The 15260-nt window shown below is 52.1% G+C and carries 15 protein-coding genes; 11 read left to right on the top strand and 4 right to left on the bottom strand.

Annotation, left to right across the window (positions count from 1 at the left end):
- The first annotated feature begins 32 nt into the window (after positions 1-32).
- Both ABIB59_RS25070 and ABIB59_RS25065 read left to right on the top strand, forming a co-directional pair.
- Positions 33-491 carry an Rrf2 family transcriptional regulator gene (locus ABIB59_RS25070; protein ID WP_039077005.1) on the top strand — a complete coding sequence of 153 codons (459 nt, stop codon included), beginning with the start codon at positions 33-35 and terminating at the stop codon, positions 489-491.
- Complete coding sequence (locus tag ABIB59_RS25065) at positions 469-846, top strand: DUF1360 domain-containing protein (protein WP_223886944.1); 378 nt, start codon at positions 469-471, stop codon at positions 844-846. Before ABIB59_RS25070 ends, ABIB59_RS25065 begins: the two co-directional genes overlap by 23 nt.
- 114 nt (positions 847-960) lie before the next feature.
- Here ABIB59_RS25065 and ppiC (ABIB59_RS25060) read toward each other — a convergent pair whose 3' ends face one another.
- Entirely contained in the window at positions 961-1242 is a 282-nt protein-coding gene (gene ppiC, locus ABIB59_RS25060; protein WP_039077006.1) for a peptidylprolyl isomerase PpiC, read from the bottom strand.
- A 51-nt stretch (positions 1243-1293) separates the two neighbouring features.
- Positions 1294-1575 carry a peptidylprolyl isomerase PpiC gene (gene ppiC, locus ABIB59_RS25055; RefSeq protein ID WP_039077007.1) on the bottom strand — a complete coding sequence of 94 codons (282 nt, stop codon included), beginning with the start codon at positions 1573-1575 and terminating at the stop codon, positions 1294-1296.
- A 111-nt stretch (positions 1576-1686) separates the two neighbouring features.
- On the opposite strand from ppiC (ABIB59_RS25055), the gene rep reads away from it, so the two are divergent.
- Positions 1687-3708, top strand: a complete 2022-nt coding sequence (gene rep / locus ABIB59_RS25050; protein WP_039077008.1) for a DNA helicase Rep — start codon at positions 1687-1689, stop codon at positions 3706-3708.
- 38 nt (positions 3709-3746) lie between these two features.
- On the opposite strand, the gene gppA is transcribed toward rep, so the two are convergent.
- Together gppA and rhlB are read right to left on the bottom strand one after the other, a co-directional pair.
- The gene (gene gppA, locus ABIB59_RS25045) at positions 3747-5231 is read right to left on the bottom strand and encodes a guanosine-5'-triphosphate,3'-diphosphate diphosphatase (protein WP_039077009.1); all 1485 of its coding nucleotides are present in this window, start codon (positions 5229-5231) and stop codon (positions 3747-3749) included.
- Between the two features lie 5 nt (positions 5232-5236).
- Complete coding sequence (gene rhlB, locus ABIB59_RS25040; RefSeq protein ID WP_039077010.1) at positions 5237-6502, bottom strand: ATP-dependent RNA helicase RhlB; 1266 nt, start codon at positions 6500-6502, stop codon at positions 5237-5239.
- A gap of 150 nt (positions 6503-6652) precedes the next feature.
- Between rhlB and trxA the strand changes: the two genes are divergently transcribed.
- The 8 genes from trxA to rffA all read left to right on the top strand — a co-directional run bounded on the left by trxA (position 6653) and on the right by rffA (position 15260).
- Positions 6653-6982 (top strand): thioredoxin TrxA, encoded by a 330-nt coding sequence (trxA, locus tag ABIB59_RS25035; protein WP_039077011.1) that lies wholly within the window; start codon positions 6653-6655, stop codon positions 6980-6982.
- A gap of 340 nt (positions 6983-7322) precedes the next feature.
- Complete coding sequence (gene rho / locus ABIB59_RS25030) at positions 7323-8582, top strand: transcription termination factor Rho (RefSeq protein ID WP_023479599.1); 1260 nt, start codon at positions 7323-7325, stop codon at positions 8580-8582.
- Positions 8583-8826: 244 nt separating this feature from the next.
- A complete protein-coding gene (gene wecA / locus ABIB59_RS25025) occupies positions 8827-9930 on the top strand; it encodes a UDP-N-acetylglucosamine--undecaprenyl-phosphate N-acetylglucosaminephosphotransferase (protein WP_039077012.1) in 1104 nt (367 codons plus the stop codon).
- A gap of 13 nt (positions 9931-9943) precedes the next feature.
- On the top strand, positions 9944-10990 hold the full coding sequence (gene wzzE, locus ABIB59_RS25020; RefSeq protein ID WP_039077013.1) for an ECA polysaccharide chain length modulation protein: 1047 nt from the start codon (positions 9944-9946) through the stop codon (positions 10988-10990).
- 56 nt (positions 10991-11046) lie between these two features.
- The gene (wecB, locus tag ABIB59_RS25015) at positions 11047-12177 is read left to right on the top strand and encodes a non-hydrolyzing UDP-N-acetylglucosamine 2-epimerase (protein WP_039077014.1); all 1131 of its coding nucleotides are present in this window, start codon (positions 11047-11049) and stop codon (positions 12175-12177) included.
- On the top strand, positions 12174-13436 hold the full coding sequence (wecC, locus tag ABIB59_RS25010) for a UDP-N-acetyl-D-mannosamine dehydrogenase (protein ID WP_039077015.1): 1263 nt from the start codon (positions 12174-12176) through the stop codon (positions 13434-13436). The genes wecB and wecC overlap by 4 nt, the downstream gene beginning before the upstream one ends.
- Positions 13437-13447: 11 nt before the next feature.
- Positions 13448-14125, top strand: coding sequence for a dTDP-4-amino-4,6-dideoxy-D-galactose acyltransferase (rffC, locus tag ABIB59_RS25005; RefSeq protein WP_354037440.1), 678 nt, complete (start codon positions 13448-13450; stop codon positions 14123-14125).
- A 4-nt stretch (positions 14126-14129) separates the two neighbouring features.
- Positions 14130-15260: a dTDP-4-amino-4,6-dideoxygalactose transaminase gene (rffA, locus tag ABIB59_RS25000; protein ID WP_039077017.1), complete on the top strand. Its 1131-nt coding sequence runs from the start codon at positions 14130-14132 to the stop codon at positions 15258-15260.

The following is a 15260-nucleotide window of genomic DNA, read 5'->3' as shown; positions in this document are numbered from 1 at the left end:
TATTTAAATTATTATGTAATATCGTAAGTTACATGAAAATAAATAACTCATTCTCAGCAACGCTACACATCCTGCTTCACATGGAGCAGGCAGATAAACCGATGACATCGGAACAGATGGCTGCTTTTATCGACGGAAACCCGGCGTTTATACGTAAGCTTCTTGCCGGGCTGCGGGAAAGTCAGATTGTGTGTGCGACAAAAGGGCATCACGGTGGCTGGCGGCTTTGTCGCCCCGCCAGCGAAGTTACTCTCCACGATATCTATATCGCTTTAGGTTCCCCGGCGCTGTTTGCTTTGGGAAATCGTAGCGAGAATCCCCAGTGCCTGGTTGAACAAGGAGTTAACCGGGTGATGTCATCCACGCTTGCGGATGCGCAGTCGCTGATCCTGGAGCGCTTTAAAAACCTGACGTTGCAGGATGTGGGGGAAGAATTTATCAGTTACTTCAATGAAAAGGGCCATAACCATGATTTCCACAATAATGACTGAGTTGACGACCTGCCTGATGATCGCCCTTGCTGCCAGCAGCATCTCTATGACGGTCACGCAAACAGAATTGTTTGCCGCATTTCGTGAGTGGACCACTAAAAAGAACGCAATGATGGGGCACCTTTTCCAGTGCTTTTATTGCCTGAGTCATTGGGTGGTATTTGGCGGGATGCTGGTTTATCGCCCGGCGTTACTGCAAAGTGGTTTTGCGCTGATTGATTGGGTGATGACGGCGTTTATCACCATTACCCTGACGACCTTGATTAATGGCCTGATGTTTAAAGTTTTTCAGGCGGCTGTCAGCACACACGTTATGAAATTCGAAGCTCAGAAGGTGCTGCAATCGCAGAAATAAAAAAACCGGCGTCGCTGGCTAATTACGGAGCACGCTGGTGCCCTCACCCCGGCCCTCTCCCACTGGGAGAGGGTGCAAACACTAAACGCCTTCTCCAGGAGAAGGCGTTGTTGTTTATTTCCGGTACAGCACTTTGATGATGTGGTAACCGAACTGGGTGTGCAGCGGACCGGTGGGCTCAAGCTCAGGGCAAGAGAAGACCACTTTATCAAAAGCCGGCACCATCTGACCCTGCTTAAACTCGCCTAAGTGGCCGCCTTTCTTGCCAGAAGGGCAAGTTGAGTGTTTTTTTGCCAGCTTCTCGAAATCGCCGCCATTTTTAAGCTGTTCAAGAAGATCGAGTGCCAGTTTCTCTTCTTTCACCAGAATATGCATTGCTGCCGCTGTTTTTGCCATGATTGCGCCTTGATGAGGTTGGGATAAATCCGGGCGCAATAGTAGCACGCGTTAGCGGCGATACAGCACCTTGATGATGTGATAACCAAACCTGGTTTTAACCGGACCGAAAGGTTGTAACAAGGGGCAACTGAATACTGCCTTATCGAAAGGCCCAACCATTACACCTTGTTTGAATTCACCCAGATCGCCGCCGTTACGTGCCGAAGGGCAGGAGGAATAACGCTTTGCCAGATGGTCGAAACTTGAGCCTTTCTCCAGCTTAGCCATAATTTCCTGCGCCAGTTTTTCGGTTTTCACCAGAATATGCAGCGCTGCCGCTGTCTTCGCCATGTTCGCGTTCCGTAGTTGAGAGAAGTCTCCACACTTTACCATTGGCGGGTAAATCTCTGGCAGGCTTTCTGCTACAATCCTCCCCCCGTTCGAAGATTGAGCAATACCCCCATGCGTTTAAATCCTGGCCAACAACAAGCTGTCGAATTTGTTACCGGTCCCTGCCTGGTGCTGGCGGGTGCTGGCTCGGGTAAAACCCGTGTGATCACCAATAAAATTGCCCACTTAATTCGGGAGTGCGGCTATCAGGCGCGGCATATCGCGGCGGTCACCTTTACTAACAAAGCTGCGCGCGAAATGAAAGAACGTGTGGCGCAGACGCTTGGACGTAAAGAAGCACGTGGTCTGATGATTTCAACATTCCACACGTTGGGCCTGGATATTATCAAGCGGGAGTTTGCCGCACTGGGAATGAAATCCAATTTCTCCCTCTTTGACGATACCGATCAAGTGGCGCTGCTCAAAGAGCTGACCGAAGGGTTGATCGACGATGACAAAGTGGTGCTGCAGCAGCTGATCTCGACGATCTCCAACTGGAAAAACGATCTGCTGACGCCTTCCCAGGCAGCGGCAAAAGCGATGGGCGAACGGGATCGTATTTTTGCCCACTGCTACGGTCTTTATGATGCACATCTGAAAGCGTGTAACGTCCTCGACTTCGATGATCTGATTCTGTTACCGACACTGTTGCTACAGCGTAATGAAGAGGTGCGCGAGCGCTGGCAGAACAAAATCCGCTATCTGCTGGTGGATGAGTATCAGGACACCAACACCAGCCAATATGAGCTGGTCAGGCTGCTGGTCGGGCAGCGAGCGCGCTTTACCGTTGTGGGCGATGATGACCAGTCCATTTATTCCTGGCGTGGCGCGCGTCCCCAAAACCTTGTGCTGCTGAACGAAGATTTTCCGGCATTGCAGGTGATAAAGCTCGAGCAAAACTACCGCTCATCGGGACGCATTCTGAAAGCCGCAAACATCCTGATTGCGAACAATCCTCATGTGTTTGAAAAACGCCTTTTCTCTGAGCTGGGCTATGGCGCTGAGCTTAAGGTTCTGACGGCGAATAATGAGGAACATGAAGCGGAGCGTGTGACCGGGGAATTGATAGCTCATCACTTTATCAACAAGACGGAATACAAAGATTACGCCATCCTCTATCGCGGCAACCATCAGTCGCGTGTGTTCGAAAAATTCCTGATGCAAAACCGCATCCCGTATCGTATTTCTGGGGGAACATCGTTTTTCTCGCGCCCCGAGATCAAGGATCTGTTGGCTTACTTACGCATACTCACTAATCAGGATGATGACAGCGCATTCCTGCGGGTAGTGAATACGCCGAAGCGTGAAATTGGCCCTGCAACGCTGCAAAAGCTGGGAGAGTGGGCCACAACACGCAATAAGAGCTTATTTGCCGCCAGCTTTGATATGGGGCTAACGCAGACCCTGACCGGGCGTGGCTATGAATCGCTGACCCGTTTTACCCACTGGCTTGGCGAGATCCAGCGTCTGGCCGAGCGGGAGCCGATCGCCGCCGTGCGCGATCTGATTCATGGTATTGATTATGAATCCTGGCTGTTTGAGACCTCACCCAGCCCGAAAGCCGCTGAAATGCGGATGAAAAACGTCAACACGCTCTTTTCCTGGATGACAGAGATGCTCGAAGGCGATGAGCTTAACGAGCCGATGACGCTTGACCAGGTTGTTACCCGCTTTACTCTGCGTGACATGATGGAGCGCGGTGAAAGCGATGAAGAGTCGGATCAGGTGCAACTGATGACGTTACATGCCTCAAAAGGGCTGGAGTTTCCGTATGTATTTATGGTGGGGATGGAGGAAGGTTTCCTGCCGCACCAAAGCAGTATTGATGAAGATAATATTGATGAAGAGCGCCGCCTTGCCTACGTGGGCATTACTCGCGCGCAGAAAGAACTGATCTTCACCTTATGCAAAGAGCGCCGTCAGTATGGTGAACTGGTGCGCCCTGAACCGAGTCGCTTCTTGTTGGAATTGCCGCAAGATGATGTGATTTGGGAGCAAGAGCGTAAGGTCATTACGGCAGAAGAAAGGATGCAAAAGGGGCAGGCCAGTATCGCCAATATACGGGCGATGATGGCGAAAGCGAAAGAGAAATGATTTTCCCGCCTCTCCCGGTTTGGAGAGGCAGAAACGGTTTATTTCAACTCAAGCGGCCAGTGAACGTAACTTTGCCACTGGCTTTCCTGTTCAATGACTTCTGCCCCTAACGGATGACTTTCCAGCCAGCCGTGCGGTAATACCAGGGTCAGTGCTTCCCCTTTGGCAGAAATATCAATGTCAGGTAGAAGATCGTCGCGGCGACGGCTGGCAAAAATAATCGCCAGACGCAGTAAGCGGCAAAGGTGTTCCGCCACCCTCGGTGGGACGGCATTTTGCTGATGCAAAGAAGAGAGATCAACCGGGTTAGTCTGGTTTAATAACAGCGTTGCGAGCAGCTTTTTCTGTGCCGGCGTAAACCCAGGTAAATCCAGATTGCGTACCAGCCAGGCGGCGTGCAGCGGCGCCTGTTTGAATTCAATGCTCAGGCCAATTTCATGCAATTCGCTGGCAACTTGCAGAATTTCGATGCTATACGCATCTAAATCCCACTCATGAGCGACCGCGCTGGCAAATTGTGTCGCCAGGGTGGAGACGCGTTTCGCCTGGTCGGTGTCGATGATAAAACGGCGCTGGATATTACGCAGCGTGCGACGGCGGATATCTTGATCAACGGTCAGATGCAGCATGCCATAGACCAGCCCTTCACGCAGCGCGCCGCCAGCCAACGTCATACTCTGGATATTCATTTCGGTGAAAATGGCGATGAGAATAGCCAGCCCGCTCGGAAAAACCAGCGCACGCTCCAGCGTGAGGCCCTCAATTTCCAGCTCTTCCAGACGCCCGCACTGGATGGCCCGCTGTTTTAACTGCTGGAGTTTGGGCAGGGTGATACGTTCATCCATCCCCTGTGCCATCATGATTTCCTGCAATGCCTGTACGGTACCGGAAGCACCAACACAGACCTGCCAGCCGTGATGGCGAAGCTCATCAGCAACCGGGCGTAAAACATCGCGCGCGGCTTTTTCCGCAGCGTCGAAATTTTCCTGCCCAAGATTACGGTCGGTGAAAAAACGCTCAAGCCAGGTTACGCAGCCCATGGACAGGCTGAACAGTGATGTCGCCTGGGCACCAGTTCCGGTAACAAGCTCTGTACTGGCGCCACCAATATCGACAACGAGCCGCTGATCGGAACCGCCTGTTGTATGCGCAACGCCCTGATAAATAAGACGGGCTTCTTCCTCGCCGCTGATGACCTGCACCGGACAGCCGAGGATCTCCTGCGCTCTGCTGATGAACTCACCGGCATTGACTGCCAGACGAAGCGTCGCCGTGGCGACGACACGAATTTGTGCCGGAGGGATATCCTGAAGCCTTTCCGAAAAAAGGCGCAGACACTGCCAGCCGCGCTCCATCGCTTCCTGTGAAAGCACGTTTTCCTGGCTCAAACCCGCTGCCAGGCGAACTTTACGTTTGATGCGGGTAAGCGTCTGGATGCTTCCAGCCACCTCGCGCACAACCAGCATATGAAAACTGTTTGAGCCTAAATCAATAGCCGCATAGAGCGAGGCGGAAGCGAGCATATTTTTTAACCTGAACGACGACGATTACGTGGTGCACCGCTGCGGCGCGGACCATTGCCAGAACGCGTACGCGTCAGGCGTTTCGCGGGTGGCAGATCAGTTAACAGGGCATCCGGATTGTACTTGCTGACCGGAATAGAGTGCCCAATGTATGTTTCAATCGCCGGTAGGTTCAGTGCGTATTCTTCACACGCCAGGCTGATAGAGTGACCACTGGCGCCAGCACGACCGGTACGGCCAATACGGTGGACGTAGTCTTCACAGTCATCCGGCAGATCGTAGTTGAATACGTGTGTCACAGCAGGAATATGCAGACCGCGTGCGGCAACGTCAGTTGCGACCAGAATATCCAGATCGCCGCGGGTGAATTCATCGAGAATACGCAGGCGTTTTTTCTGTGCGACATCGCCAGTCAGCAAACCAACACGATGACCGTCTGCGGCAAGGCTGCCCCAGATATCTTCACAACGATGTTTGGTGTTGGCAAAGACGATAGCGCGATCCGGCCATTCTTCTTCGATTAAGGTTTGTAGCAGACGCATCTTCTCTTCATTAGAAGGATAGAAGAGCTCTTCTTTAATACGGTGGCCTGTTTTCTGCTCCGGTTCGACTTCCACGTACTCAGCGTTGTTCATCTGCTCGAAAGCCAGTTCGCGAACACGGTAAGAGAGTGTGGCGGAGAAAAGCATGTTCAGACGCGCAGTTGCCGGAGGCATGCGGCGGAACAACCAGCGGATATCTTTGATAAAGCCCAGATCGTACATACGATCGGCTTCGTCGAGAACCACGACCTGAATCGCGCCCAGGTTAATATGGTTCTGTTTTGCGTAATCGATAAGGCGACCGGTGGTGCCGATAAGAATATCGACGCCGCTCTCAAGCACTTTTAACTGCTTGTCATAACCGTCGCCGCCATAAGCCAGGCCCAGCTTCATGCCGGTAGACTGCGCCAGCGGTTCAGCATCAGCGTGGATTTGCACAGCCAATTCACGGGTTGGCGCCATAATAAGCGCGCGCGGCTGATTCACCTTGCGATCATCGATCGCCGGATGAGAAAGAAGATAATGAAACGTTGACGTTAAAAACGCCATCGTTTTGCCAGTACCGGTTTGCGCCTGCCCTGCAACATCACGACCTTCCAGCGTCAGCGGAAGAGCCAGTGCCTGTATGGGCGTACAATTATGAAACCCTTTAGTTTCAAGGGCTTCGATCACCTTAGGGTGCAGGGCGAAGTCGGAAAACTTCTGTTCAGTTAAATGTGTTTTGCTCATAGTGTGGTAGAATATCAGCTTACTATTGCTTTACGAAAGCGTATCCGGTGAAATAAAGTCAACCTTTAGTTGGTTAATGTGGCATCAACACGATGCTGTTTTATGCTACACCAACACCAACACACCAGGCTTATTCCTGTGGAGTTATATATGAGCGATAAAATTATTCACCTGACTGACGATAGTTTTGACACGGATGTACTCAAAGCGGACGGGCTGGTTCTCGTCGATTTCTGGGCAGAGTGGTGCGGTCCGTGTAAAATGATCGCCCCGATCCTGGATGAAGTCGCTAGCGAATACGAAGGTAAACTGACCGTCGCGAAGCTGAATATCGACCAGAATCCAGGTACTGCGCCGAAGTACGGTATCCGTGGTATCCCGACCCTGCTGCTGTTTAAAAACGGCGAAGTGGCTGCGACCAAAGTGGGCGCGCTGTCCAAAGGTCAACTGAAAGAGTTCCTGGACGCTAATCTGGCGTAACTCCTCGAATCTCAGCCGGTGCGCCAGCCTTCTAAATTATGTGGATCGCTGGACGCCCGGCTTCAGTCGTGCTAATTTAGTTTTGACTTCGTTGTAAACATACCTTGTAGTTTGAATCTTGTGTTACCCGACGCTTCCCGCTGTGCTTTGCCTCGCGAGAGAAGTGGATAGATTCCGGGCTTATCATTTTTCCGTCTTGTCGTTTCAGTTCTGCGTATTTACCTTTGACCAGGCAGCGATTGGACATAAGTGATGGCCGTTAACAGGCATGGATGACCCTGCCATACCATTCACAACATTAAGTTCGAGTTTTACCCCGAGTTTAAGAACCCACACCACTATGAATCTTACCGAATTAAAGAATACGCCGGTTTCTGAGCTGATCACTCTCGGCGAAAATATGGGGCTGGAAAACCTGGCCCGTATGCGCAAGCAGGACATAATTTTTGCCATCCTGAAGCAGCACGCAAAGAGTGGCGAAGATATCTTTGGCGACGGTGTGCTGGAGATTCTGCAGGATGGATTTGGTTTCCTCCGCTCCGCAGACAGCTCCTACCTCGCCGGTCCTGATGACATCTACGTATCCCCCAGCCAAATCCGCCGTTTCAACCTCCGCACTGGTGACACCATTTCTGGTAAGATTCGTCCTCCAAAAGAGGGTGAACGTTACTTTGCGTTGTTGAAAGTTAACGAGGTTAACTACGACAAGCCGGAGAACGCGCGTAACAAGATTCTGTTCGAGAACTTAACGCCGCTGCACGCGAACTCTCGCCTGCGTATGGAACGGGGTAACGGTTCTACCGAAGATTTGACGGCACGTGTCCTGGACCTGGCTTCGCCAATTGGCCGCGGTCAGCGTGGTCTGATTGTTGCACCGCCGAAAGCCGGTAAAACCATGCTGCTGCAGAATATTGCGCAGAGCATTGCCTACAACCACCCGGATTGCGTACTGATGGTTTTGCTCATCGACGAACGCCCGGAAGAGGTGACCGAGATGCAGCGTCTGGTTAAAGGTGAAGTTGTCGCTTCTACCTTCGACGAACCGGCATCTCGTCACGTTCAGGTTGCGGAAATGGTGATTGAGAAGGCGAAACGCCTGGTTGAGCACAAGAAAGACGTTATCATTCTGCTCGACTCCATCACCCGTCTGGCGCGTGCGTATAACACCGTGGTTCCCGCTTCCGGTAAAGTCTTGACCGGTGGTGTGGATGCCAACGCCCTGCACCGTCCGAAGCGTTTCTTCGGTGCTGCACGTAACGTGGAAGAGGGTGGTAGCCTGACCATTATCGCTACTGCGCTTATCGACACCGGCTCCAAAATGGATGAAGTTATCTACGAAGAGTTTAAAGGCACCGGTAACATGGAGCTGCATCTCTCCCGTAAGATCGCTGAAAAACGCGTCTTCCCGGCTATCGACTACAACCGTTCCGGTACCCGTAAAGAAGAGCTGCTCACCACGCAAGAAGAGCTGCAGAAAATGTGGATCCTGCGCAAGATCATTCATCCGATGGGTGAAATCGACGCGATGGAGTTCCTCATTAATAAACTGGCGATGACGAAGACGAACGATGAATTCTTCGACATGATGAAACGCTCTTAATAGAAATAAAGCCAGGAAACGCCACGTTTTTACGTGGCGTTTTTCATTTGTGGACTATACGCTATATGCATTGGGACAGGCACCGTCCGCTACAGGCCAGCTCAACACAAATACCTAAGCAATCACACTATTCTGCTTGCTTAAGAAACATACTAAAACGCCTGTGAATGACCTGCTTTCTTCTTTTTGGAGCGAGGCATCGTCGTTATACTGCCAGGATTAACATTCGCTGAGAGCATGCATTGTGAATTTACTCACTGCGTTTACTGAATTATTCAGTATTTTCTTATTCACGACCGCGTTTTTATTTTTCGCCCGAAAAATGGCGAAGCGCGTCGGTCTGGTGGATAAGCCCAACTTTCGTAAACGGCATCAGGGTTTGATTCCGCTGGTTGGGGGCATCTCAGTGTTCGCCGGTATCTGCTTCACCTTCGGCATTGCTGATTACTACATTCCCCATGCGGTGTTGTATCTGTGCTGCGCCGGGATTCTGGTGTTTGTGGGGGCGCTCGATGACCGCTACGACATCAGTGTCAAAATTCGCGCAATGATTCAGGCAATTATTGCGATCGTAATGATGTCGGTTGGTAAACTTTACCTCAGCAGTCTGGGCTACATCTTTGGTACCTGGGAAATGGTGCTGGGGCCCTTTGGTTATCTGCTGACGCTCTTTGCCGTTTGGGCTGCCATTAACGCTTTCAACATGGTTGATGGTATTGACGGTTTGCTGGGGGGATTGTCCTGCGTCTCCTTTGCCGCCATCGGCATCATCTTGTGGTTTGATGGTCAAATCAGCCTCGCGATGTGGTGCTTTGCCATGATTGCCGCGATCCTGCCGTACATCATGTTGAACCTCGGCGTACTGGGGCGGCGCTATAAAGTCTTTATGGGCGATGCCGGCAGTACCTTTATAGGTTTCACACTTATCTGGATTTTGCTTGAGACTACGCAGGGTAAGACCCACCCTATAAGCCCGGTTACCGCGTTGTGGATTATCGCGATCCCATTAATGGATATGGTGGCGATCATGTATCGTCGCTTGCGTAAAGGGATGAGTCCGTTCTCAGCGGACCGCCAGCATATTCATCATCTTATTATGCGCGCCGGGTTTACCTCACGGCAGGCCTTTGTGTTGATTACACTTGCCGCGGCGCTGCTGGCGTCGGTTGGTGTATTAACCGAATACCTTCACTTCATTCCTGAATGGGTGATGTTGGCATTATTTTTGCTATCCTTTTTCTTATATGGCTACTGCATCAAACGCGCATGGAAAGTGGCGCGGTTGATAAAGCGTGTGAAGCGCAGAATGCGCCGTAATAGCGGTCACAAACCAACCTTAACCAAGTAAATCTGGGAAAGCGATGACTCAACCATTGTCGGGAACAGCTTCAGCGGGTACGGAAAACGAGCTGGATATTCGTGGTCTTTTTCGTACTTTATGGGCCGGAAAATTATGGATTTGCGGGATTGCGCTACTGTTTGCGTTAATCGCCTTAACGTGGACATTCTTTGCTCGTCAGGAGTGGGGGGCAACAGCCATCACCGATCGTCCGACGGTAAACATGCTGGGTGGCTATTATTCACAGCAACAGTTCCTGCGTAACCTGGACGTTAAAGCGAGTCTCGCACCTGTAGACCAGATTTCTGTCATGGATGAAGCGTATAAAGAGTTTGTGATGCAACTGGCGTCATGGGATACACGGCGTGACTTCTGGATGCAGACGGACTATTTCAAGCAGCGGAAAGTCGGTAACAGCAAAGCGGACGCCGCAATGCTGGATGATTTAATCAATTACATCCAGTACACGCCGGGCGATGTGACGCGTAACCTTAATGACAATGTCAAACTGACGGCTGAAACTGCGCCTGATGCTAATAATTTGTTGCGTCAGTATGTGGCTTTTGCCAGCCAGCGCGCTGCACGCCATCTGAACGATGAGCTTAAAGGAGCATGGGCGGCTCGTACTATCCAGATGAAAGCGCAGGTGAAGCGTCAGGAAGAGGTTGCCAATACCCTTTTTAATCGCCGCGTGAGTAGCGTCGAGCAGGCGCTGAAAGTGGCAGAAGAACACAATATCTCCCGCAGCGAAACAGAAGTCCCGGTGGATGAACTGCCGGATTCTGAGATGTTTTTATTAGGCCGCCCAATGTTGCAGGCGCGCCTGGAAAATTTGCGTGCGGTAGGGCCTGAGTACGATTTGGACTACTTCCAAAACCGAGCCATGCTTAATACGCTGAATGTGGGCCCTACGCTTGATCCCCGCTTTCAGACTTATCGATATTTGCGCACACCTGAAGAACCGGTAAAACGCGACAGCCCGCGTCGTGCCTTCCTGATGATCATGTGGGGTGTGGTAGGGGCACTCATCGGAGCTGGTGTTGCATTAACGCGTCGTCGATCATTTTGACACGCAATCTAAGATGAAGGCTTCGTGCCTTCATTACCTAATCGAAGAGAATCGTTGTGAAAGTACTGACCGTATTTGGCACACGACCGGAAGCCATTAAGATGGCGCCTCTGGTACACGCGCTGGCAAGGGACCCTGATTTCGACGCGAAGGTATGCGTCACTGCGCAGCATCGGGAAATGCTCGATCAGGTATTGAAACTTTTTTCTATCGTTCCGGATTACGACCTGAATATTATGCAGCCCGGGCAGGGACTGACAGAGATTACTTGTCGTATTCTGGAAGGGCTTAAACCTATCCTGGAATCTTTCCGTCCTGATGTCGTATTGGTTCACGGCGACACGACAACCACTATCGCTGCAAGTCTGGCTGCGTTTTATCAGCGCATTCCGGTCGGGCATGTGGAAGCAGGGTTGCGTACAGGGGATCTGTCATCGCCGTGGCCGGAAGAGGCCAATCGCACGTTAACTGGCCATCTGGCGCTGTATCATTTCGCGCCGACGGAAAACTCCCGCCATAACTTGCTGCGGGAAAACGTTGCGGATAAACATATTTTTGTTACCGGCAATACCGTTATTGATGCGCTATTTTGGGTGCGGGATAGCGTCCTGAACAACCCTTCGCTTGAGGAAGAACTGGCATCACGTTATCCCTTCCTCGACAGCAATAAAAAACTGATTCTGGTTACCGGGCACCGTCGTGAGAGTTTTGGTCTCGGCTTTGAGCATATTTGTCATGCGCTGGCGGAAATTGCTTCACAGCATGATGATGTGCAGATTGTTTATCCGGTACACCTTAATCCCAATGTCAGCGAACCCGTGAACCGCATCCTCGGTCATGTGGAAAATGTCACGCTGATAGAGCCGCAAGACTATTTACCCTTCCTGTGGTTAATGAATCGCGCCTGGCTGATTCTCACCGATTCTGGTGGTATTCAGGAAGAAGCCCCTTCGCTGGGTAAACCCGTTCTGGTGATGCGTGACACCACCGAACGTCCGGAAGCCATTGAAGCCGGGACCGTCAGGTTAATTGGCACCGACAGCCAGCGTATCGTTGAGGAAGTATCACGCCTGCTTTATGACAATGATGCCTGGCAGGCCATGAGCCATGCGCACAATCCGTACGGAGACGGGCAGGCCTGTGGTCGAATTTTGCATGCACTAAAAAACAATCGGGTAACACTATGAGTTTCAAAACGATTTCCGTCATTGGCCTTGGCTATATTGGACTGCCAACTGCGGCGGCTTTCGCCTCACGGCAAAAAGAGGTAGTAGGGATTGATGTTAATCCCCATGCCGTGGAGACCATTAATCGCGGGAAGATTCATATTGTTGAGCCTGAACTGGACATGGTCGTCAAAACCGCCGTTGAAGGCGGCTGGCTGCGCGCCAGCACGACGCCGGTGGCAGCGGATGCCTATTTAATTGCCGTTCCCACCCCTTTTAAAGGCCAACACGAGCCGGATATGACTTTTGTCGAAGCGGCGGCAAAATCCATTGCGCCTGTGCTGAAAAAAGGCTCGCTGGTTATTCTTGAATCGACATCGCCAGTGGGCGCGACGGAGCAAATGGCAGAGTGGCTGGCCGCTGCTCGTCCGGACTTAACTTTCCCACAGCAGGTGGGAGAGCAGGCAGATATCAACATTGCCTATTGCCCGGAGCGCGTTCTGCCCGGCCAGGTCATGGTTGAGCTTATCAAGAATGACCGGGTCATTGGCGGTATGACGCCCGTATGCTCGGCACGCGCCAGCGAGCTGTATAACATTTTCCTCGAAGGCGAGTGTGTGGTGACAAACTCCCGCACCGCTGAAATGTGCAAATTGACGGAAAACAGCTTCCGCGACGTGAACATCGCGTTTGCCAATGAATTGTCGCTCATTTGCGCCGACCAGGGCATCAATGTCTGGGAACTGATTCGCCTGGCTAATCGCCACCCTCGCGTGAATATTCTGCAGCCTGGCCCCGGCGTAGGCGGCCACTGTATTGCCGTCGATCCGTGGTTTATTGTGGCGCAGAACCCACAGCAGGCCCGCTTGATTCGTACCGCGCGTGAAGTGAACGATAGCAAACCACACTGGGTATTGAACCAGGTTAAAGCAACCGTTGCCGATTGCCTGGCCGCAAGCGATAAGCGTGCCAGCGACATCAAAATTGCCTGTTTCGGTCTGGCATTTAAACCCAATATTGACGACCTGCGTGAAAGCCCGGCGATGGAAATTGCCCACAGTATTGCCGGGTGGCATAGCGGTGAAACGCTGGTGGTAGAGCCGAACATTCATCAGTTGCCGCCGCGTCTGGCAGGCCAAAGTACGCTGGTCAGTCTTGAGGACGCAATGGCGCAGGCTGATGTGCTGGTTATGCTGGTCGATCACAAAGAGTTCAAAGCCATCGCGGGTGACAATGTGCGTCAGCAATACATTGTTGATACCAAAGGCGTATGGCGCTGAGGTCACCTCCCATGACATTACACGGCTACATTGATGAACTGGCATGGGAGAGTGAATTCTTTGGCCTGCGCAGCGCCATCATGCGTTTGCAGGAGGATGCGCCAGCGCTTGATGCTTCTGCGTTCGACGGCTGGCCGCGCCTACAGGCGAAAATTTCCGCATCCAATACACAACAGCTTGATGCTCTGCAACATTTTGGCTTTCGGCTGGTCGAAGGCGAAGCGGATTTCGCATTATCGGTTCCGCTACAGGCTGTTAATTCGCAGGCGCAGACGGCGGGAGCCGGTGATATCGCACCGTTACGCCAGATGGCGGAAAATATGTTCAGTCAGAGCCGCTTTCGCGCGCCATGGTACCCTGAGGAGGCCAGTGGGCGTTTTTACGCGCAGTGGATTGAAAACGCGGTGAAAGGCGTATTTGACCATGAATGTCTGCTGTTTCGCGGAGCAAATGGCGATATCGAGGCTTTTGTCTCCCTGCGTCAACTCAATGAACAGGAAGCCAGGATCGGTTTACTGGGCGGGCGTGGCGCGGGGGAAAAATTGATGCAGGCGGCCTGTTATTGGGCGCAACAGCGGCAACTTAAGACAATCCGTGTGGCGACGCAGATGGGCAATCTTGCGGCTATCAGACGCTACACTCGCAGCGGTGCGATAATGGAAAGCACCGCCTACTGGTTATACAGGTGACTCTATGATCCCTTTTAATGCACCTCCTGTGGTGGGAACGGAACTCGACTACATGCAGTCGGCGATGGGCAGCGGCAAACTTTGCGGTGACGGTGGTTTTACCCGGCGCTGCCAGCAGTGGATGGAACAGCGCTTCCATAGCCCGAAAGTGCTACTGACCCCCTCCTGTACGGCATCGCTGGAGATGGCGGCGCTGCTGCTGGATATTCAGCCTGGCGATGAAGTGATCATGCCAAGCTACACCTTTGTTTCTACCGCTAACGCTTTTGTACTGCGTGGCGCGAAAATCGTCTTTGTGGATATCCGCCCGGATACGCTGAATATCGACGAAACTCGTATTGAAGAGGCCATCACGGAAAATACCCGCGCTATTGTGCCGGTTCACTATGCCGGTGTGGCCTGTGAAATGGACACCATTATGGCGATTGCCAAACGGCATGATCTGTTTGTGGTGGAAGATGCCGCGCAGGGTGTGATGTCCACCTATAAAGGTCGGGCGTTGGGCACTATCGGACACATTGGCTGCTTTAGTTTCCATGAAACCAAAAACTACACCGCGGGCGGGGAAGGCGGCGCGACGCTGATTAACGATCGCGCGCTGGTTGAACGCGCGGAAGTCATCCGCGAAAAAGGGACCAACCGCAGTCAGTTCTTCCGTGGGCAGGTGGATAAATACACCTGGCGCGATATTGGCTCGAGCTATCTGATGGCGGATTTGCAGGCGGCCTATCTATGGGCGCAGCTCGAAGCAGCAGATCGTATCAATCAGCAGCGTTTGTCCCTGTGGCAAACCTATTTCGATGCCTTGTCGCCGCTGGCACGCGCCGGGCGTATTACGCTGCCGTCGATTCCCGAAGAGTGCGGGCATAACGCCCATATGTTTTATATCAAACTGCGTGACGAAGAAGATCGCAGCAAGCTCATCGCCTTCCTCAAAGAGGCCGAGATTCTCTCTGTGTTCCATTATATTCCGCTGCACGCATCACCTGCCGGGGCGAAATTTGGTGAGTTCCACGGTGAGGATCGCTATACGACGCAGGAAAGTGAGCGTTTGCTTCGTCTGCCTCTGTTCTACAATCTCGCCCCTGTTAACCAGCGTACCGTGATTAACACGTTACTGAGCTATTTCCGCTAA

The organism is Citrobacter sp. UYEF32 (genome assembly GCF_040546205.1).
Lineage (GTDB): Bacteria > Pseudomonadota > Gammaproteobacteria > Enterobacterales > Enterobacteriaceae > Phytobacter > Phytobacter diazotrophicus.
The sequence above is the reverse complement of the archived record's forward strand: the minus strand, read 5'-3'. Positions and strand labels throughout refer to the sequence as shown.

Coding starts and splice junctions, on each gene's coding strand:
- ABIB59_RS25070 (WP_039077005.1), top strand. CDS start 33: ATGAAAATAAATAACTCATTCTCAGCAACGCTACACATCCTGCTTCAC.
- ABIB59_RS25065 (WP_223886944.1), top strand. CDS start 469: ATGATTTCCACAATAATGACTGAGTTGACGACCTGCCTGATGATCGCC.
- ppiC (WP_039077006.1), bottom strand. CDS start 1,242: ATGGCAAAAACAGCGGCAGCAATGCATATTCTGGTGAAAGAAGAGAAA.
- ppiC (WP_039077007.1), bottom strand. CDS start 1,575: ATGGCGAAGACAGCGGCAGCGCTGCATATTCTGGTGAAAACCGAAAAA.
- rep (WP_039077008.1), top strand. CDS start 1,687: ATGCGTTTAAATCCTGGCCAACAACAAGCTGTCGAATTTGTTACCGGT.
- gppA (WP_039077009.1), bottom strand. CDS start 5,231: ATGCTCGCTTCCGCCTCGCTCTATGCGGCTATTGATTTAGGCTCAAAC.
- rhlB (WP_039077010.1), bottom strand. CDS start 6,502: ATGAGCAAAACACATTTAACTGAACAGAAGTTTTCCGACTTCGCCCTG.
- trxA (WP_039077011.1), top strand. CDS start 6,653: ATGAGCGATAAAATTATTCACCTGACTGACGATAGTTTTGACACGGAT.
- rho (WP_023479599.1), top strand. CDS start 7,323: ATGAATCTTACCGAATTAAAGAATACGCCGGTTTCTGAGCTGATCACT.
- wzzE (WP_039077013.1), top strand. CDS start 9,944: ATGACTCAACCATTGTCGGGAACAGCTTCAGCGGGTACGGAAAACGAG.
- wecC (WP_039077015.1), top strand. CDS start 12,174: ATGAGTTTCAAAACGATTTCCGTCATTGGCCTTGGCTATATTGGACTG.
- rffC (WP_354037440.1), top strand. CDS start 13,448: ATGACATTACACGGCTACATTGATGAACTGGCATGGGAGAGTGAATTC.
- rffA (WP_039077017.1), top strand. CDS start 14,130: ATGATCCCTTTTAATGCACCTCCTGTGGTGGGAACGGAACTCGACTAC.